The sequence below is a fragment of the Streptomyces noursei ATCC 11455 genome (assembly GCF_001704275.1).
Taxonomy (GTDB): Bacteria; Actinomycetota; Actinomycetes; order Streptomycetales; family Streptomycetaceae; genus Streptomyces; species Streptomyces noursei.
Map to the genome: position 1 here is coordinate 9,191,172 of NZ_CP011533.1, position 18,709 is coordinate 9,209,880.

General features: G+C 71.5%; 18 protein-coding genes and 1 riboswitch. Of the genes, 11 read left to right on the plus strand and 7 right to left on the minus strand.

The features are described from left to right. The first annotated feature begins 44 nt into the window (after positions 1-44). Positions 45-1,367: an MFS transporter gene (locus tag SNOUR_RS39505; RefSeq protein ID WP_079143196.1), complete on the plus strand. Its 1,323-nt coding sequence runs from the start codon at positions 45-47 to the stop codon at positions 1,365-1,367. Positions 1,368-1,431: 64 nt separating this feature from the next. On the opposite strand, the gene SNOUR_RS39510 is transcribed toward SNOUR_RS39505, so the two are convergent. The 3 genes from SNOUR_RS39510 to abc-f form a co-directional block, all read right to left on the minus strand. Next, positions 1,432-2,739: an erythromycin esterase family protein gene (locus SNOUR_RS39510; protein WP_067356944.1), complete on the minus strand. Its 1,308-nt coding sequence runs from the start codon at positions 2,737-2,739 to the stop codon at positions 1,432-1,434. 76 nt (positions 2,740-2,815) lie between these two features. Next, entirely contained in the window at positions 2,816-3,487 is a 672-nt protein-coding gene (locus tag SNOUR_RS39515; protein WP_067356947.1) for a CatB-related O-acetyltransferase, read from the minus strand. Between the two features lie 48 nt (positions 3,488-3,535). Continuing rightward, positions 3,536-5,155, minus strand: a complete 1,620-nt coding sequence (abc-f, locus tag SNOUR_RS39520) for a ribosomal protection-like ABC-F family protein (protein ID WP_067356950.1) — start codon at positions 5,153-5,155, stop codon at positions 3,536-3,538. Between the two features lie 156 nt (positions 5,156-5,311). Here abc-f and SNOUR_RS39525 point away from each other — a divergent pair, with 156 nt between their 5' ends. Then, positions 5,312-5,956 carry a TetR/AcrR family transcriptional regulator gene (locus tag SNOUR_RS39525; protein ID WP_067356952.1) on the plus strand — a complete coding sequence of 215 codons (645 nt, stop codon included), beginning with the start codon at positions 5,312-5,314 and terminating at the stop codon, positions 5,954-5,956. Between the two features lie 184 nt (positions 5,957-6,140). Here the strand turns inward: SNOUR_RS39525 and SNOUR_RS39530 are convergent, their stop codons facing one another. Beyond that, positions 6,141-6,986, minus strand: a complete 846-nt coding sequence (locus SNOUR_RS39530; RefSeq protein ID WP_067356955.1) for an SDR family oxidoreductase — start codon at positions 6,984-6,986, stop codon at positions 6,141-6,143. Positions 6,987-7,121: 135 nt separating this feature from the next. Here SNOUR_RS39530 and SNOUR_RS39535 point away from each other — a divergent pair, with 135 nt between their 5' ends. The 5 genes from SNOUR_RS39535 to SNOUR_RS39550 all read left to right on the plus strand — a co-directional run bounded on the left by SNOUR_RS39535 (position 7,122) and on the right by SNOUR_RS39550 (position 10,299). Continuing rightward, complete coding sequence (locus SNOUR_RS39535) at positions 7,122-7,697, plus strand: TetR/AcrR family transcriptional regulator (protein ID WP_067356958.1); 576 nt, start codon at positions 7,122-7,124, stop codon at positions 7,695-7,697. A 182-nt stretch (positions 7,698-7,879) separates the two neighbouring features. After that, positions 7,880-8,353 carry an FAD-dependent oxidoreductase gene (locus tag SNOUR_RS48785; protein WP_312635481.1) on the plus strand — a complete coding sequence of 158 codons (474 nt, stop codon included), beginning with the start codon at positions 7,880-7,882 and terminating at the stop codon, positions 8,351-8,353. Next, positions 8,254-8,664 (plus strand): SDR family oxidoreductase, encoded by a 411-nt coding sequence (locus tag SNOUR_RS39540; RefSeq protein ID WP_312636242.1) that lies wholly within the window; start codon positions 8,254-8,256, stop codon positions 8,662-8,664. The genes SNOUR_RS48785 and SNOUR_RS39540 overlap by 100 nt, the downstream gene beginning before the upstream one ends. A 166-nt stretch (positions 8,665-8,830) precedes the next feature. Further along, positions 8,831-9,511 carry an ABC transporter ATP-binding protein gene (locus tag SNOUR_RS39545; RefSeq protein WP_067356961.1) on the plus strand — a complete coding sequence of 227 codons (681 nt, stop codon included), beginning with the start codon at positions 8,831-8,833 and terminating at the stop codon, positions 9,509-9,511. Further along, positions 9,508-10,299 (plus strand): ABC transporter permease, encoded by a 792-nt coding sequence (locus SNOUR_RS39550; RefSeq protein WP_067356963.1) that lies wholly within the window; start codon positions 9,508-9,510, stop codon positions 10,297-10,299. Before SNOUR_RS39545 ends, SNOUR_RS39550 begins: the two co-directional genes overlap by 4 nt. Positions 10,300-10,492: 193 nt before the next feature. On the opposite strand, the gene SNOUR_RS39555 is transcribed toward SNOUR_RS39550, so the two are convergent. Continuing rightward, on the minus strand, positions 10,493-10,756 hold the full coding sequence (locus SNOUR_RS39555) for a hypothetical protein (protein WP_312635483.1): 264 nt from the start codon (positions 10,754-10,756) through the stop codon (positions 10,493-10,495). A 262-nt stretch (positions 10,757-11,018) separates the two neighbouring features. On the opposite strand from SNOUR_RS39555, the gene SNOUR_RS39560 reads away from it, so the two are divergent. Further along, positions 11,019-11,435 carry an ArsR/SmtB family transcription factor gene (locus SNOUR_RS39560; protein WP_067356968.1) on the plus strand — a complete coding sequence of 139 codons (417 nt, stop codon included), beginning with the start codon at positions 11,019-11,021 and terminating at the stop codon, positions 11,433-11,435. A gap of 198 nt (positions 11,436-11,633) precedes the next feature. Here the strand turns inward: SNOUR_RS39560 and SNOUR_RS39565 are convergent, their stop codons facing one another. Both SNOUR_RS39565 and SNOUR_RS39570 read right to left on the minus strand, forming a co-directional pair. Beyond that, positions 11,634-13,013 carry an ABC transporter ATP-binding protein gene (locus SNOUR_RS39565; RefSeq protein WP_067356970.1) on the minus strand — a complete coding sequence of 460 codons (1,380 nt, stop codon included), beginning with the start codon at positions 13,011-13,013 and terminating at the stop codon, positions 11,634-11,636. A 45-nt stretch (positions 13,014-13,058) separates the two neighbouring features. Next, positions 13,059-14,816, minus strand: coding sequence for an ABC transporter permease (locus SNOUR_RS39570; protein ID WP_067356972.1), 1,758 nt, complete (start codon positions 14,814-14,816; stop codon positions 13,059-13,061). A 620-nt stretch (positions 14,817-15,436) separates the two neighbouring features. Continuing rightward, positions 15,437-15,610: riboswitch (M-box (ykoK) riboswitch) on the plus strand. A 302-nt stretch (positions 15,611-15,912) separates the two neighbouring features. Here SNOUR_RS39570 and SNOUR_RS39575 point away from each other — a divergent pair. From SNOUR_RS39575 to SNOUR_RS39585, 3 genes are all read left to right on the plus strand, one after another. Then, positions 15,913-17,571: an NRAMP family divalent metal transporter gene (locus tag SNOUR_RS39575; RefSeq protein WP_067356974.1), complete on the plus strand. Its 1,659-nt coding sequence runs from the start codon at positions 15,913-15,915 to the stop codon at positions 17,569-17,571. Positions 17,572-17,722: 151 nt separating this feature from the next. Beyond that, entirely contained in the window at positions 17,723-17,989 is a 267-nt protein-coding gene (locus tag SNOUR_RS39580) for a hypothetical protein (protein WP_067356976.1), read from the plus strand. Between the two features lie 41 nt (positions 17,990-18,030). Beyond that, on the plus strand, positions 18,031-18,708 hold the full coding sequence (locus SNOUR_RS39585; protein WP_067356979.1) for a winged helix-turn-helix domain-containing protein: 678 nt from the start codon (positions 18,031-18,033) through the stop codon (positions 18,706-18,708). Position 18,709: the final 1 nt, after the last annotated feature.

Consider the following 18,709-nt stretch of genomic DNA (forward strand, 5'->3'; position numbering starts at 1 on the left):
ATGGCCGTCCACGGGCGCATGCCCGGCCCATCAGGAGGTCCCCCGTGCTCCACCCACCCCAAAAGCGCGAACCGTCGCCGCCCCGCCCCGCCGTCCTCGGCATCCCCCGGGCCCTGATCTGGGGCTATGCCGGCGTGCTGCTCTTCATGATCGGCGACGGCGTGGAGACCAGTTATCTGCCGACCTTCTTCAAGACCGACCTCGGTTTCGCGGAGGCGAGCGTCGGCATCGTCTTCACGGTGTACGGAGTCACCGCGGCGGTGGGCGCGTTCCTGGCGGGCGGGCTCTGCGACCTGTGGGGGCCCCGCCGGGTGATGATGGCCGGCGCCGCCTGCTGGGTCGTCTGCCACACCCTGATGCTCGCGGTCGCCGTGCCCGCCCACTCCTACTGGCTGATCCTCTTCACCTACGGCCTGCGCGGCTTCGGCTATCCGCTGTTCGCCTACGGGTTCATGGTCTGGATCATGGCGGGTGCGCCGGAGCGACAACTCGGCAAGGCGCTCGGCTGGTTCTGGTTCTGCTTCACCATGGGCTACCCGGTCCTCGGCTCCGCGTTGGTCTCGCTCCTCAAGCCCACGATCGGCTTCTACCACACCCTGTGGGTGTCCCTCGCCATGATCGTCGCGGGTGCCCTGGTCGTGCTGCTCCTGCTGCGCGAACGCACCGGATTCCAGGGCCTGTCCACGGAGCCGGAGCGACACGGACTGTCGCGCACCTTCCTGGGCTGCTTCACCGTGATGTTCACCAAGCCGAGCGTCGGCATGGGGGCCCTGGTCCGGCTCATCAACACCACCTCGCAGTTCGGCGTCTGGGTCTTCATCCCGCTCTTCCTGGTCGACCGGATCGGCTTCAGCGCACAGGAGTGGGCGTCACTGCTGATCGTGATGATGGTCAGCAACCTGGCCTGCGTGGTGCTCTTCGGTGCGCTCGGTGACAGGTGGAGTCGGCGCAAGACCGTCGCCTGGCTCGGCGGCGCGGTTTCGGCCCTCGCCTGCCTGGCGCTGTACTACGTACCCCAGACCGCGGGCCACGACTACCCGCTCGTCGCCGTCGCCGCGGGTGCACTGGGCGTCGGCATGGCCGGCTACGTCCCCCTGCCCCCGCTCATGACCTCGCAGGATCCGGAGCGCAAGGGCCAGATCATGTCGGCCTACACGCTGGGCGCCGGCGCCAGCATGGCCTTGGGCCCGCTCATCGGCACGCTCTTCATCGGCTCGATCGGTATCGGGGGAGTCATGTGGATCTACGCCGCCCTGCATCTGATCAGCACCGTCCTCGTACTGACCATGAAGACGCCGGGGACGAGCGCGGAGCCCGCTGCGCCCGTCGCCGCGCCGCCGATGGAACGGCGGCCGGTCGAGCGTTGACGGGGGTGCCGAACCGGCCGGAGCCGGGTGTGCGCGGACGCACCGCCTCGGCCCGCGTCCTGTCTCACAGGTAGCCGAGGATGTCGAGGTTGTCGGCGACGGTGGAGGTCGGGGTGTGGAGGATGGCGTCGAACGCGTCGAGGACGGGGGTGTGGAGGTAGGCGCTTTGGATCCGGATGCGGTCGGGGCCCGGGGCGACGTCGGGGTTTCCACGGGCCTCCGGGCGTGCCTGGTGGAGATCGGCGATGCTGAGCCCGAGTTCGGCGTCGGCGAAGGCGGCTTCGATGCTTCCCGGCTCGGCCGGCTCCAGGGGGGTGGCGTCGACGGTGAAGCCGAAGGGGGCGTTCTCGTCGTGGGGCATGTCCGCGGTGTGTCCGGTGGTGCTCGTCAGGCCGAGGGCGACGTAGTCGTCGCCGAGCGCACGGTGCAGGTGCTGCCCCATGGGGAGTCCGGTCAGGTGGCCGTCGAAGGAGACCGGTGTCTTCTGGATGTGGGCGTTGTGCGCGGCCAGCACGACGCGGGTCCCGGGTGCGGAGCGCTCCAGGTGCCACAGGACCGACTCCGCCATGTAGGCGTCGCGGGCCGAGGCGTCGGCGGTCAGCCCCTTTCCGGCGAAGAGGTCGGCCATGGCGCGGAAGGTGTAGTCGCCATGGCAGGCGCCTTCGAGACGTCGCACGGCGATGTCGTAGCTCCGCTGGTCGCCGCGGGAGACATACAGCGGTTCGACGGAGCGGAGGCGGATGAGCAGGCGCGTCAGGATCGCGCTGAGCGCGTCCTGCTCGGCGGTGGCCAGGCGTGCCCAGGCGGGCGCGGCGACGGCCCCGGAGCCACCGGCGAACGATTCGGCGATCCGCATCGCCCCCTGGATCGCCGGCAGGGTCTCGGGGTCGATCCGGCGCAGGTAGTCGGCGACCGGGGCCAGGGCGGGAAGCAAGGACCCGCCGGCCGCGGGGATGTCGACGCCCGCGAAGCGCACCGGCCGTGAGGCCGTGCGGTTGTGCCGGCGCATCCAGCGCAGCGGCTCCTCGGCTCCCACGGGGATCGCCGCGGCGAGGTGGGCCGACAGGTCATCGTCCGTTCCCTCGCCCTGCGCCCAGGCATCGAGGGGGATGCCTTCGCTGAAGCCGTATTCGAAGGCGAGGACGGTGAAGCCGCAGCGTTCGACCAGGAAGCGCAGGACGCGTTCGCGCATGAGGGCGAACTCGTCGATGAAGTGGGAGCTTTCGCCGATCGCGACGACCCGGGCGTCGCCGATGACGGCGCGCAGCGGCTCCAGGTCGTCGAGCGGCGCCTCGGGGTCGAGGTGGGTGAGCGGATGGGCGTGGGTGCGCAGCCAGTCGGCGAAGGGGTTGTGGTGGGGTGCAGCAGGCATGCTGGTGGCTCGGCTCTCGGTGGGGGAAGGGGTGGGAAGGCCGGCGGGGGAGCGGGGCGCCGTGTGCCGCGTCCGTTCAACGGTCCGTCGTGGTGCGGGGCGGGGTGTGCCCGGCCGCGGCGTTCTCCAGGTCGTCGATGCTGCCGGACATGATCGTGCGGATGTGTTCGGTGATCTGCTGGAGCGGCCAGTCCCACCAGGCCAGTGCGAGGAGGCGGTTGATGTCGGCGTCGCCGTAGCGGCGGCGGATGAGGCGGGCGGGGTTGCCGCCGACGATGCCGTAGTCGGGGACGTCGTCGACGACGACGGAGCCGGCGGCGATGATCGCTCCGTGGCCGATGCGGACGCCGGGCATGACCATGGACCGGTATCCGAACCAGACGTCATGGCCCACCACGGTGTCGCCCCGCCCGGTCAGGTCGCTGATGAGGTCGAAGTGCTCGGACCAGGACCCACCCATGATGGGGAAGGGGAACGTCGAGGGGCCGTCCATGCGGTGGTTGGCGCCGTTCATGATGAACCGCACGCCCTCGCCCAGCGCGCAGAACTTCCCGATGACCAGCTTTTCCGGGCCGTAGTGGTACAGCACGTTGCGGGTTTCGAACGCGGTCGGGTCGTCGGGGTCGTCGTAGTACGAGAACTCTCCCACCTCGATCAGCGGCGAGGTGATCAGCGGCTTGAGCAGCACCACCCGCGGCTGTTCGGGCATCGGGTGCAGCACGGTCGGGTCGGCGGGAACAGGCGGCATCACGAAGTGTTTCCTCTCCGAAGGGATGTCTGCGGGGCCGGCGGGCCCTCAGCACGTGGTGGCAGCTGTGGCAGTCGCCTGCAAGGCCAGATGGGCGCCCTGCCAGCGCCGACGCAGCCGGCGATCGTGGCTGACGATGACGAGGGCGCCGTCGTACTCGGCCAGAGCGGTTTCCAACTCCTCGACGAGGGCCGGTGAGAGATGGTTGGTGGGTTCGTCGAGCAACAGGACGTCACACGGCTCGCTGAGCAGTCGCGCCAGCGCGAGACGCTGCAGCTGCCCGGTGGACAGCCGGCCGACCGGCACCGTGAGCCGGTCGCGGTCGAACAGGCCGAGGGACAGCAGCCGTTCGGCGTGTCCGTCGGCCTCCCCCGCCCGTCCACGGGCGAAGGCGGCCAGCACGGTCTCGTCCGCTTTCCCGGGGCGCGGCTCCTGGGGGAGATGGCCGACCCTGCCGCGGCGGGTGACGCTCCCGCTGTCGGGGGTGACGTCCCCGGCCAGGACGCGCAGCAGGGTGCTCTTGCCCGCGCCGTTCGGCCCCGTGATCAGCAGGCGTTGGCCGGCCGTGACGGTCAGGCTCGTGCGGGCGAGCCGGCCCGTGACGGCGATGCCGGCGGCGTCGAGTACGACGCCCTGCAGGCCGCGGGCCCGCAGTACGGGGGTGAAGCGCAGCGGCTCCGGCGGGGTCGGGACCGGGTCGGCGAGGAGGCGGCGCAGCCGTTCCTCGGCGTTGTGGACCCGGCTGGCCAGCGACTGCTGCACCCGGCCGCCCGCCCGGTCGTAGGCCAACTTGTTGCCGTCCTTCATCGGACGGCCCGGGGCCACCTGGCGGGCGGTGGTCGCGGCGGCTTCGCGGAGCCGGTCGATGTCGGCCCGCCACCGGTCGTGTGCCTGAGCCCAGCGCTGCCGGGCAGCGGCCTTCTCGGCGAGGTAGCCGGGGTAGCCGTTGCCGTACCGCACGACGCGGCGCCGATCGGCGTCCACCTCCAGCAGGCTGGTGGCGACCCGTTCGAGGAAGACCCGGTCGTGGGAGACGGCCACCGTGGTACCCCGTCGGGTGCGCAGGTGTTCCTCCAGCCAGTGCAGGGCGCCGTCGTCGAGATGGTTGGTCGGCTCGTCCAGCAGCAGCACCTCCGGCGCGGCCGCCAGGACGGCCGCCAGCCGCAGTCTGACCCGCTCTCCGCCGGACAGGCTGCCCACGGCACGGTCACGGCCCACCAGGCCCAGACCGAGACCGTGCAGCGCACGTTCCACGCGGGCGTCGGCGTCGTAGCCGCCGCGCAACTCGAAGACCGTCATCAGCTCGCCGTACTCGGCCAGGCCCGACGCGTCGCCGTCGGCCATCGCGGCCTCCAGGCGGCGCATGCGCCGCTCGACGGTGCGTAGATCGCTCAGGGCCCGGTCGATGACCTGCTGGACGGTCGCCCGCGGCGCTGTCCGTTCGCCCTGGGAGAGATAGCCCACGCCGCCGGCGGCCTGGACGACGACCTCGCCCTGATCGGGGCGTTCACGCCCGGCGAGCAGGCGCAGCAAGGTGGTCTTGCCGGATCCGTTCTCGCCGATGATCCCGGTGCGCTCGCCCGCGGCGAGCGAGCAGGTCACCGAGTCAAGGACGGGCCTGCCGTCGAAGGACTTGCTGACGGCGAGCGCGCTGATCTGTGTAGGCATACGGGGACTCCAGAGCATTCGAGAACGAGGCGGCCGTCCTGGGCCGTATGGCCGGGTGAATGCTGTGGAAGAACATCGATCACTCCACTAGTGCGACAACTGCTGCTTTAAGATGCTGCCACAACGTCGTCCCTCCGAGCAACGGACTATTCAGCGATGCCCCCCACCGACCCAGAACCAGAAGGCGCCAGCCCGCCGACCCGGCGCCGCCCGGGCGGCCGCACCGCCCGCATTCGTCGACAGGTGCTCGACGCGGTCCTCGCCGAGCTCGGCGAACACGGCTACGACGGGCTCACCACCGACACCGTCGCCGCCCGCGCCGGCGTGCACCGCACCACGGTGTACCGGCGCTGGGGCGACGTCGGCGGCCTGCTCGCCGACGTCCTCGACGCGGCGAGCGACGATGACTGGCAACCACCGGACACCGGCTCGTTGGAAGCCGACCTGACCGCACTGAACCAGGAGATCCAGACAGCCCTGACCGCCCGACCGCCGATCGTGACCGCACTGATCGCCGCCTCGTTCCGCTCCGAGAAGGCCGCCCACGCCCAACAGCGGCTCTGGGAGGACCGGTACGCGCGCTGCGAGATCGTCGTCGGCAGGGCCGTCCGGCGCGGCGAACTCCCGCCGCACACCGACGCTCGGCGGCTGCTCATCGCCGCCACCGCACCGCTGTACCACCACCTGGTGCTGCTGCGCACCCCCCTCGACCCGCAACTGCCCGGCCAGGCGGCCAGAACCGCCGCCCTCGCCGCAGGTGCCGGTGCCTTCGCCGAGCCCCCGTCGGCGGGCGACACCTGAGCGAGACTTCACCGGCCCCGTACCTCCTTGGAGGCTGGAACGCCGTGCCCGGGAACCGCACGGTCTCGCCCCCCGCCGGACGCCGGGTGGTCGAGACCGTGCCTCGGCGGACGCCCCGGCCCGACGGGCGCCGTGTGATCTGCTCAGGCAGCTCCGTCCGTCGAACCGGACCGTGCGGAGCGGGTCAGCGGACCCAGGTGCCGGTGACGTCCTGAACGGCCGAGCCGTCGCAGTCGGCGAGCTTGGTGCCGACGAACTCGCGGGCCCATGCGGAGGTCTGGATCCGGAAGGCCGGGCGGTCGCCGGTCAGGGCCTCGACGATCGGGGCGGCGGCCTCGGCCGGTGTCTGGGCGTTGCCGAAGGACTGCTGGGTACGGGCGATGTACGCCTGGAGGGCGGGAGCGTAGGGCCCGGCCGCGGTGAGCAGGGCGTCGACGTCCAGGCCGAGGTTGGCGACGAACTCACTGGCCACCGCGCCCGGTTCGACCACGGCGACATCGACGCCGACGGTGGCGGCGACGGGGGCGAGGGACTCCATGAAGCCCTCGACGGCGAACTTGGCCGCGCAGTACGCCTCGTTGAAGGGCTGGCCCACGACGCCGCCCACGCTGGTGACGGTGATCACGCGGCCCCGGGAGGCCCGCAGGTGGGGGAGTGCGGCGCGGGTGGTGGCCACCACGCCGAAGAAGTTGACCTCCATGGCGGTGCGCACGTCGTCGACGCTGCCCTGTTCGATGGTGCCGAGCTGGGCGGCGCCGGCGTTGTTGACCAGTGCGTCGAGGTGGCCGTGCTCGGCGATCACCTCGTCCAGGCAGGCGGCGATGGTTGCGTGATCGACCACGTCCAGGCGCTTGACCTGGATGCGGCCGGCGACCCCGTGCTCGGCGGCGGCCCGCAGCAGGGCCTCCCCCTTGGCGGTGTCGCGCATGGTGGCGATGGTGGTCCAGCCGGCCCGGGCGGTCGCGACGGCGGCGGCCAGGCCGATGCCGGAGGACGTGCCGGTGATCAGGACGGTCTTGGGGGTGGTCATCGAGGGTTCTCCTCAATCTGGGGCAAGCGGGTGCCGGGGAAGTAACCGGGGAGTTCTCCGGTTACTTCCAGACGGTAACCGGGGGACTCTCCGGTTGTCCAGGTAGACTGGTCCCTCCTGACGAAGGGAGACGTCGTGACCGCCCACCCGAGCCCGCTGCGCGCCGATGCCCGCCGTAACCGGGAGCGCATCCTGGAAGCCGCCGTCCGCGCCTTCTCCGAGAAGGGAGCGGACGTCCCGCTCGACGCGATCGCCAAGGCCGCGGGCGTCGGCTCCGGCACCCTCTACCGTCACTTCCCCACGCGAGAGGCGCTGGTCGAGGCGGCCTACCGCAACGAGCTGGCTCGGGTCTGCGACAGCGTCACGCAACTACTGGCCGACTTCCCGCCCGATCGGGCGATGCGCCTGTGGATGGACAAGTTCATCGACTACCTGGCCGCCAAACAGGGCATGGCGGAAGCCCTGCGGGCCGCGGTCGCCTCCGGCGCGGACCCCTTCGCCGAGTCGCTCGACAGGCTCACCACCGCGCTCAGCGACCTGCTGCACGCCGGCGCCGAGGCCGGTCTCCTGCGCGCCGACATCGACCCCCTCGACGTCGGCCTCAGCCTCTCCGGCGTCGCACTGGTCACCGGCGCTCCCGACCAACGTGAACGGGCCGGCCGCCTCCTCGACCTGCTCCTCGACGGCCTTCGCTACGGGACACACCGGTAGAGCCCAAGGGCCGCGAGCAGGGCGCGGCGATCCCTCAGGGCGGGGCCGCCGGTGCGATCGTCGAGGCACCGGAACGCCATGCCGACTCGTCTTTCCCGCTACGACGACGGTGCCGGTCGCGGTGATCGACGAGGGGAGTATGAGTGGCCCCGGCGCCAACGCCGTGGCCAACCTCGCCACTTATGAACCAGCGGCACCACCACCGGCCCGAGCCCGGCGACACCGGTGCCCCGGAGGCCGACCGAGGACGGCTGCGCGCCCTCCTGCTCAACTCGCTCACCCCGGGCACCGTGCGTTGGGGCCACTCGGTCGACCGGGCCGTCCCGCTGGCCGACGGCACCGTCCGCCTGGCATTCACCCACGGCACCGTCGAGGAGTTCGCCCTGGTCGTCGGTGCGGACGGTGCCTGGTCGCAGGTGCGCGCCCCTCTGCTGGGCATGTCCGAGGGCTTCGACGAGGGCCTGTGCGATCTGATGCGCCACAACGACGGCGCGTTCGTCAACCGGCCCGTGTTCGTCCTCCCGGTCCCGCACGCCTGGAACCGCGTCCCCAGGGCATCGGCCACGCCATCGCCACCGGCCTGGCCCGCGCGGGCGCCCATGTCGGCGTCAACGGCCGCGGCGAGGAGCGCGTCGCGGACGCCGTCCGCACCGTGAGCGCCGACTCCGGCAGTGACGACGTCATCGGCGCCGTGGGCGACCTGGCGACGGAGCGGGGCACCGCTGCCGTGCTGGAGGCCGTGCCCACGGTCGACATCCTCCGCGAACTCGTCGGCGACGAGCTGCCCTGGGACGAGGCGCAGCATGCGTTCATGGTCAAGTACCGCCCGCAGTCCCTGCTGCAGCGCCTCATCGAGCCCGAGGGGATCGCCAACCTGGTCGTCTACCTCGCCTCGCCCCGCGCCTCCGCCACCACCGGCGGCGCGGTGCGCGTCGACGGCGGCTATGTCGACTCCATCTTGCCCTGAGCCGGGCCCCCGGCTTCCCACCCTGTGGCCCGGCCGCCCCGCTCCCGGCCGGCGTCGGGCTCGGCAACATCACCCGGACCGCCGGTCTGGGTTTTCATCGAAGGCCGGGCAGGAAGGATGCCTCGATCCGCCGTCGGATCCACCAGGTGGAGGAGGAAGGCAGACGATGGCCCCAGACGAGCTGTTCGCGCTGGATCAGGTGACCGTGCGGCGTGGTCGTGCGGTGCTGCTGGACGAGGTGACCTGCCGGCTCTCCGCGGGGGTGTGCACCGCGCTGATGGGGCCGTCCGGGGCGGGCAAGTCCACCCTGCTGCGGCTGCTCAACCGGCTGGAGGAACCCACCGCCGGCCAGGTGCGCCTGCACGGCCGCCCCCTCCCCGACGGTGACGTCCTCGCCCTGCGGCGCCGGGTCGGGCTGGTCGGACAGCAGCCGGTCCTGCTCACCGACCACGTCCCGGACGAACTGCGCGTGGGCCGCCCCGACCTGACCGAAGGCCAGGCGCGGACGCTGCTGGAGCAGGTCGGCCTGCCCGCCGCCATGCTCACCCGCCAGACGGCCGGGCTGTCCGGCGGCGAGGCCCAACGCCTCTGCCTGGCCAGGGCGCTCGCGGTCGGCCCCGAGGTGCTGCTGCTGGACGAACCCACCTCCGCGCTGGACGCGGCCAGCGCCAAAGCCGTCGAGCGAACGGTGCGCCGCCTGGTGGCCGCAGGGCTGACCGTCATCCTGGCCAGCCACAACATCGCGCAGGCCCGCCGGATCGCCGACGAGGTCCTGGTGCTGCGGGCCGGGAAACCGGTGGCCCACGGAGCCGCCGCGGACATCGACTACCTCAAGGAGGAGTCATGAACCCCGCCGTCCCCACCTGGGCCGGAGTCGCCGCTTCGGCCGCACTGGTCCTGCTGGCCGTGGCGGTGGCCTGGCACGGTCGGCTGCGCCTGGCCCGTGACATCGCCATCGCCGCGATCCGTGCCGGCGCCCAACTGGCCGCCGTGGGAGCCGTGTTGCTGCTGGTCTTCCAGCATACCGGTCTGGTCGGGGCGGGCGGCTGGCTCGCCCTGATGGTGCTCGTCGCCGGCCAGGTCGCCGCCCGCCGCGCCCGGGGCCTGCCCCGCGCACTGCCCATCGCCACCGCCGCTATCGCCGCCGGGGCCGCCGCGACGCTCGGCGCCCTGCTCGCCCTCGGCGTGATCGCCGCCCAGGCCCGGGTGGTGATCCCCGTCGGGGGCATGGTCGTCTCCGGCGCCATGCAGGCCACCGCACTGGTCCTGATCCGCCTGCGGGACGAAGCCCGCACCGCGCGGCCGGCCATCGAGGCCCGCCTCTCCCTCGGACTGCCGGCGACCGACGCCTTCGCGCCCTACCTGCGCACCACCCTGCGCACCGCGCTGATCCCGGCCGTCGACTCCACCAAGACCGTCGGCCTGATCAGCCTGCCCGGCGCGATGACCGGCCTCATCCTCGCCGGCGTCGACCCCTTCACCGCCATCCGCTACCAGATCGTCGTGATGTACATGCTGCTCGCCGCAGCCGCCCTCGCCTCGCTCACCGCCGGCCGCCTGGCCGAACACGCCCTGTTCGACGACGCCCAGCGGCTGCGCCCGCTCACCACCGAACCCCGGCGGGAACGCGCATGACGGACACCCAGCTCCGTTCACCTGCGCCCACCGCGGGCCGTCCGGGCTGTCCGGGCCGCGGTCGACACCGCCTCAGGCTCCCGGCGGGGGAGGGGCGTCTGCTCGACAACCACCGCTGACCGCACGCCCGTACGCGCCGTTTCGGGCACAGACGTCGCCTACGCCGCCTCCTCGTCGGAGCGGAACGCCGCCGCTACGCCCGGCCCTTGGAGCGGGCCAGGTGCCTCCAGCCGTCGCCCGTGGCGAACGCCGCCACCAGGTCGGCACCGCGCGCCGCCAGCAGGCGCCTGCGCTCCCAGCGCGAACGCGGCCGGACGCTTGCCCGGGCGCCCTGCGGTGGTTGCGCGAGAGCGGTGAGGCGCCGACCGGCCTGGGCAAGGTCGGCCAGGATGCGCTCCCGATGACGCTCGCTGCGCGCGCTGCGCAGCGCGGTGTACAAGCCCTCGATCTCTGCCACGGCCGCTCCGACGTGCAGATTGGTGCTGCCTGTCGACGACATCCCGCCCCCCGTCACCTATGACCTCCTTGATACGAGCTATGAGTCGACGCGGGAGACACTTGCCCAACTGCGCAACCCTGCAACCCTGATGTGTGACACGAAGACGAGGAGGCCGTTTACGCCACGTTGACGGGGGTGGTGTGGTCTGTCGAAGCGAGGGCGAGGGATCAAGGGCGCCGTTGGCCTGCCCGGCGGCCGCGGACCGGGTTAGGGTGTTTGCATGGATGCGCAAGTCGGGGCGTGGGATTCAGCCGGTGCGGAGCGGGCGATCGCGGTTCTCAAGGCGGTGGCGGATCCGACGCGTTACCGGCTGTTGTGGGCGTTGAGCCGACAGGAGTTTCCGGTGGGGAGCCTGGCGGAGATGGCGGGCGCCCATGTGGCCGCCATCTCCCAGCACCTTGCCAAGCTGAGAGCGGCGGGGCTGGTGGTGTCCCGTCGCGAGGGGACACGGATCTACTACCGGGCGGCGGGACCGCATGTGCGGGGGCTGCTGGAGGAGGCGGCCCTGGTGGCGTCGGCGCAGCCCGGAGGCGGGGTGACGGGTGCCCCGGACGAGGTGGTGGAGGCCGCCGCCGCGGAGCAGCCGATACGGGCGGTTCGTCCGGTGCGGGCCCGGCGGCCCGTGACCGAGCAGTAGCAGCGGCCGCCGCTCGGCGGTTGGTTCGCGGCCGCTAGGGCGCTTCTGATGGATCTCCGCGGCGTCGCGGCGCCTGCCACGCACGCTCGCGGCGTTGCCGAAATGCCCCCATAGCTCCGCTATGAAGACATCCCGGCGCCTTGCGATCGCACGCACCAGGCGCCGCTCCTTCTTCCACGGAGATCCATCAGAAGCGCCCTAGCCGGCCTTGTCCGGTTCGACTCGGCGGTATTCGCGGGGGCCTGCGTCGTAGGCGTAGAGCTCGGCGTAGCGGCCCCAGTCGGTGGCGGTCTCCAACTGCTGGTCGACCTGTTCGCTGGTGTAGTGGTGGGCGAGCAGGTCCCGGAAGAAGCCGGCGCGAAGGGTTCCGTCGGGATTCTGTTGCAGGCTGGTGGCGATGAGCCGGACGAGGGGGAGGTCGGCCGCGGCCTCGGCGAAGATCTGCTTGGAGTGCTGAACGTCGGCGCCGGCGAACGCGGTACCCCGTTCGGTGAGGACGAGGTCGTCCTCGCTGATCTTGCCGAGACCGAGGAGTTCGAGGGAGTCGACGAGGGGGAGAACGTCGTCGATCTCCAGACCCAGCTCCTCGGCCAGGTCGGCCAGGTCGCAGGCGCCGCCGCGGTGGGCGACCATCTCGGCGAGGCCCGCGAGACCGTCGACGCCGGCTTGCGGCAGCGGGGTGTTGCCGACGGTCCGCTTTTCGGATTCGAGGGCTTCGGTGCGGCCCGGGAGGCGGGTTTCCTTGGGGCGGCCGGTCATGGTGCGGTAGACGCGGTCGATGAGGTCCTCGAAGCCGGCGGAGTCGCGGTCGCGGGGGCGATCGAGGGCGACGTCGAAGGTTTCCCGGATGGTGCCGGGACGGGAGCCGAGGACGATGATGCGGTCGGCCATGAGGACGGCCTCTTCGATGTTGTGGGTGACCACGACGATGGCGCGGGTGGGGAACTGGCCCGATTCCCACAGCTCCATCAGCTCGCCGCGGAGGTTCTCGGCGGTGAGGACGTCGAGCGCAGAGAAGGGCTCGTCCATCATCAGGACGTCGGGTTCGACGACGAGGGCGCGGGCGAAGCCGACGCGCTGGCGCATGCCGCCGGAGAGTTCCTTGGGGTAGGCGGTCTCGAAACCGTCGAGGCCGATGAGGTCGATGGCCTGGAGGGCGGCCTCGGAGCGCCGGTCTGCCGGGATGCCGCGCGCTTCGAGGCCGAGTTCGACGTTCTGCTGGACGGTGAGCCAGGGCAGCAGCGCGAAGGTCTGGAAGACCATGGCGGTGCCCGGGTTGGCGCCCGTCAGGGGCGTGCCCCGGTACGCGACGGTGCCGGTGCTGGGCGGGATGAGGCCGGCCAGGCAGCGCAGCAGGGTGGATTTGCCCGAGCCGGACTTGCCGAGCAGGGCGACGATCTCGCCGGCGCGGACGGTCAGATCGATACCGGAGAGGACGGGCAGTTCGCCGTCGGCGCCCGCGTAGGACTTGGTGACGGCCTCGGCGGTGAGCAGGACATCGCCGTCGGCTGCTCTCGCCGGCCGGTACGAGGCGGTGGTGCGGCGGGCGCGGAGGTTGCGCAGCGTGCTCAGGAGCATGGGACGTCCTCGCTGGTTCGGGCGGTGGTGGCTTCGCCGGGGCGGTCAGGTGGTGTAGCGGGTCTCGGCGAGCCGGTGGAGTCGGCGCCAGAAGAGGCGGTTGAGCCCCACGACGTAGAGGCTCATCACGGCCACGCCCGCGAGCAGGTGCGGATAGTTGCCGTCGGCGGTGGCGTGGGAGATGTAGGCACCCAGGCCGGTGGCGGTCAGGGTGGTGGTCCCGAACGGGACGATCTCGGAGACGATCGAGGCGTTCCAGGCACCGCCGGAGGCCGTGATCCCGCCGGTGACGTACGAGGGGAAGATCCCGGGCAGGATCAGCCGCCGCCACCGCTGCCAACCGCGGACTCCCAGGTCGTCCATGGCCTCGCGGAGGTCGGTGGGGATGGACATGGCACCCGCGATGGTGTTGAAGAGGATGTACCACTGGGCGCCCAGCGCCATCAGCAGCACACCGCCCACATCGAGCGAGAGCCCGGTCCTGAGGAAGAACCACACGGCGAGCGGGAAGAGGAAGTTGGCCGGGAAGCTCGCCAGGACCAGCACCAGGGGCTGGGCGATGCGGGTCAGTCTCGGTGAGAAGCCGATGCGCACCCCGATGGGCACCCAGACGAGGGTGGCCGCCACCACGACCACGATCACTCTGGTCAGCGTCGCCAGGCCCAGCAGCAACGGTTCCCCGAAGACCCCCAGCCCGCTCCGATCGCGGAGATAGCCCAGGAGGTCGGCCAGCCCCCACAGGATCAGGCCGCCCGCGACGACGGCGAACGCGATGTCGCCGGCACGCCGGTGACGCGGGGAGACGGTCAGGGGCCGGTCGTCGACGCCGAAGATCCGCCCCGCCCGGGCCAGGCCGCGCCCGAGCGGGCGCAGCAGGCGTCCGAGCAGGTGGGGCCAGTGCGAGCGGCGCAGGAAGTCCAGGACGACGCTGCGCTGGATCTCGCTGGCCTCGGACTGCTCGTACTTGAACTTCTCGATCCAGGCGGTCAGCGGTCGCCAGAAGAAGAAGTTGACCCCGACGACCATCACGGTCATGGCCAAGATGGCCCAGCCGACCTTGCCGAGGTCGCCGTCGATGATGGCCGCGCCCGCGTAGGAGCCGATGCCGGGGAGCGCGAAGTTCTTGTTGCCGACGCTGATGGCCTCGGAGGCGACGAGGAAGAACCAGCCGCCGCCGAAGCTCATCATCCCGTTCCACACCAGCCCGATGGCCCCGGCCGGCAGCTCGACCTTCCAGAAGCGCATCCACCGCGTGAAGCGGAACGAGCGGGAGAGCTCGTCCAGTTCGCGGGGGAGCGAGGTCAGCGAGTGGTAGAACCCGAAGGTCATGTTCCATGCCTGCGAGGTGAAGATCGCGAAGATCGACGCACACTCCAGACCCAGCATCGAGCCGGGGAACAGGGCGACGAATCCGGCCACCGCCACGGTGAGGAAGCCGAGCACCGGCACGGACTGGAGGATGTCCAGAGCCGGGATCAGGATCCGTTCCAGGCGCCTGCTACGGGCGGCTGCCAGGGCGTAGACGAAGGTGAAGACGGTGGAGAGGGTGAGCGCGATGAACATCCGCAGCAGACTGCGCGCGGCGTAGTAGGGCAGCTGCCAGGGGTCGGTGTCGATCTTGGCGGACTGGCTGGTGGAGAAGCGGACGGTGGTGCCCTGGCCCACCCGTACGGTCATGTACAGCAGGACCAGCACCGCGGCCGCCACCGCGATGTCGACCCAGGTCATACGGGACATCCGGCCTGCCAGCCGCGACGGCAGCGACTTCCGCGAGACGGCCGGACTGGTCCGAAACGACGACATGACAGCAACCTCCGACCGCACGGTGGACATCGATGCTCTCGCACGGCGTGCCCCGGGCGGGCACGCCGGCGGCGCGAGTGAGGGAAATGAGCCCCGGTAGGGGGACGGGCCAGGCGGGCGCGCAACGCCCGCGCCACGTCGCGCGAGGCCGGCGCGGCGCTGCCGCCGGGCGGCACCGGGCGAGGGTCGGAAGGCGGGGCGGTCCTGGGCGTGATGGGGCGTCAGCGGTTGCCGGCGAGGCAGCGCGGACTGGGTGGGTCGTCGCCCATGGCTGCCTCCCTTCGGCGCCGGCTGCTCGGGCCCTGGGGCCCTGGGGCCCGTCCGTGAGGGAGGGGCCTGGACGCGAGAAGTGTGCCCGTTATTGCATCAATGTGCAAATATGGAAGGGGCGGTTGCGGGGTTTCCGTTGTGGCGCAGCTGCCCGCCGTCGCTCGTCCGCGCCCCCGCCCCGCCTCCGCCAAGTCGTCCGGCGCGACGCCCTGGAGGGTTCCGTGCGATGAGCCGGAGGGTCGGGTCGGACGCGGGCGTGGACGTGGGTGCGGCCTCCGGGACCCGGTCAAGGCTGCGCCAAGTAGTTGCGTCGATATGCAAGTAGAGGGCACACTCGTAGAGGTTTACGAAAGGCACCTCGTTCGGTGAGGCGTCTTCACGGACACAGGCCACTGACCCCACGACGTCGAGAGACGCCCAGGGTCAGGACAGGTCTCCCCGGCCTAAGGGGTGACCCCAAGTGGCTACCCCGCCAAGGGGGTTACGCCGTGGAGTGCCAAAGCTCTGACGAGTTGGGGTGAGCCGGCCGCATGCGGCCCGGTCCGCTCCTTGCCGGTCCGTCACGGCGCTCGGGCGCCCCAGCCGGGAGGAGGCGAGAGACATGGATGATCATTGCAGTAGTCCGGGCCACAGTCGGCCCCGTACCCACCTGTCCTCGTTGACCTCCGGTACGCGGTAACCACCTCCCCTGCGCGTCCGCGCATCACAGACTCGTACGTCACCCGTGCGGCACCACGCCGCCTCGGGTTCTCGTGCTGCCCGCTCGCAGGGGGGATCACTGCTGCGTGCCCCAATCCTCCCCCGGACGGGGGACCGGGAGGCTGCCATGACCGACCTGACCACCACCAGCACCACCACCCCACCCGTTCCGGCACCCCGCCCCGCCGTGCTCGACGACGCCCACGTCGGCGACATCCGCGGCGCGCTCGGCACCATCAAGCTGGACGACAACGCCCCGCGAACGGGACTGTCCGCCAAACTCAAGACGCTGCTCGCGATCGTCGGACCCGGCCTGATCGTCATGGTCGGCGACAACGACGCGGGCGCCTTCGGCACTTACACCCAGGCCGGGCAGAACTACGGCACGAGCCTGCTGTGGACGCTGCTGCTGCTCGTCCCCGTGCTGTACGTGAACCAGGAGATGGTGCTGCGGCTCGGTTCCGTCACCGGCGTCGGCCACGCCCGGCTCATCCTGGAGCGGTTCGGCAAGTTCTGGGGAGCCTTCTCCGTCATCGACCTGTTCCTGCTCAACGCCCTGACCATCGTCACGGAGTTCATCGGCATCACCCTGGCCGTCGGCTACCTGGGCCTGCCGAAAGTGCCCAGCGTGCTGCTGGCCGCCGCGATCGTGGTGGTCGCGGCTTCGACGGGCTCCTTCCGCCGCTTCGAGCGCACCGCGATCCTGCTGTGCGCCGGGTCGCTGCTGCTCGTCCCGATCTTCTTCCTCGTGCACCCCTCGGCCGGGCGGATGGCGCACGACTTCGTCGTCCCCGGCATGCCGGCGCACTCTCAACTGTCCGACGTCATGCTGCTGATCATCGCCATCGTCGGTACCACCGTCGCGCCCTGGCAGCTGTTCTTCCAGCAGTCCTACGTCATCGACAAGCGCATCACCCCGCGCTTCATGCGCTACGAGAAGGCCGACCTGTGGATCGGCATCGTCATCGTCGTCATCGGCGCCGCCGCCATGATGGGGTTCTGCGCCGCGGCGTTCGCCGGCCACGGCGAGGCCGGCAACTTCACCGACGCCGGAGCCGTGGCAGCCGGGCTGGAGAAGCACGCGGGCAAGCTCGCCGGGGTGCTGTTCGCCATCGCCCTGCTCGACGCCTCGATCATCGGCGCCTCCGCCGTCTCGCTGTCGACGGCCTACGCGATCGGGGACGTTCTGGGGCTGAAGCACTCGCTGCACCGCGGCATCAAGGGCGCCAAGGGGTTCTACGCGGTCTTCGCCGGCCTCGTCCTCGCCGCGGCGGTCATCGTGATCATCCCCGGTTCGCCGCTGGGCCTGCTCACCGAAGGCGTCCAGACCCTCGCCGGCGTACTGCTCCCGTCCGCCTCCGTCTTCCTGCTGCTGCTCTGCAACGACAAAGCCGTCCTCGGGCCCTGGGTCAACGGGCGGGCCATGAACGTCTTCACCTCGATCGTCGTGGCCGTCCTGGTGACGCTGTCCATCATCCTGACCGCCGCGGTCCTCTTCCCGGACATCAGCTCGACGACGATCCTCGACATCATGGCCGTCTGCGGTGTCGCCGGCATCCTCGCCCTCGGCTACGCCGAGACCCGACGCCGCCACAAGGGCTGGGCCCTGTCCGGACCCATCGACCGCACCGGCAAGGGCTCCTGGCGGATGCCGCCGTTGCGCGAGCTGCCCGCGCCCGTCCTCTCCACCGGTCGCAAGATCGGCCTGACCGCCCTGCGCACCTACCTGCTGGCCGCCATGATCCTCGTGATCGTCCGCATCGTGCAGCTCGCCGTCGCCCACTGACGTCCCGGGCGGCGGTCACCTCACCGCCGCCGCCCGGGGCACCCTGCGGGCCGGCCGCCGCACCGGCCCGCGGCATCCCCGACCACACCCCTTCACCGCTGCCCGGCCGTGCTCACGGCTTCAGCACGCGTGGCCTCACGGAGGTGTACCCATGTCCGTCCTCACCACCCTCGCCGTCCGCCGCCCCGAGCGCCGCGCGGCCCTCACAGCCGCGTTCGCCCTGCTGGCCCGAGCCTCCCGGCGGATCGCCGACGGCGCCGTCGGCAACACCGTCCTGCAGGCCCTCTCCGCTGAGGGGACGGCCCCCTCGACGGATACCGGCGCCCGGCGTCGACACCACCTGCGCGCCCACTGGCGCACGGTCACCGGCCCCGACGGCCGGCGCCGCGTCGAAGCAGTCTGGCGCCGGACGTCCTGACCCCGTCGACCCAGCGCCCTTGGCACAAAGGAGAAGCCACGATGTCCTTCCCCACCAACCTGCTGCTCAACTCCGTCGAGAGGCTCGCCGCGGTCTCCCCGAACACCACCGGAGACGGCACGCGGCGCGGTGTCGCGCACGTGCAGTGCGACACCCCGGCCGCGCCACGTGTTCGGGCCCGGCTCGCCCAGGCGTTCACCGGTCCGGACATCCAGCTGACCGACCTGGCCGGCCGGAGCGGCACGGCCGAGACGACTCACCTGGAGGCCGTCTTCGCCACCCACGGGCCGGTCACCGCCGCCCTGACCCAGCTCCTCTCGCTGGTGTGGCTGGAGCCCGCCGTCAGCAGCCTGCACTGGCACCTGGACCAACACGAGGCAGCCCACTGCGACCGCACCGACACGCCCCAGGCACCCGTCCACACCGTGCACGACCTCGTGGTCGACCTGGGCTGCCGCTGTGTCTCCATCGACGGACGGCGGATCCGGCTGACCGGGATGGAGTTCGAACTCCTCGCCCACTTCGTCGCCCACCCGCGGCAGTTCTTCAGCCACGACCGGCTGATGGAACTCGTCTGGCAACAGTCCGCCCCACATGCCCGGCAGACCCTCGCCAGGCACGTCACCGCCCTGCGGCAGAAGCTCGGGACCCGCTACGGAGCCATCATCACCACGACGCCGGACGGCTACCTGTGCGACCCCGCCGCGCCGGCGCTCTGAC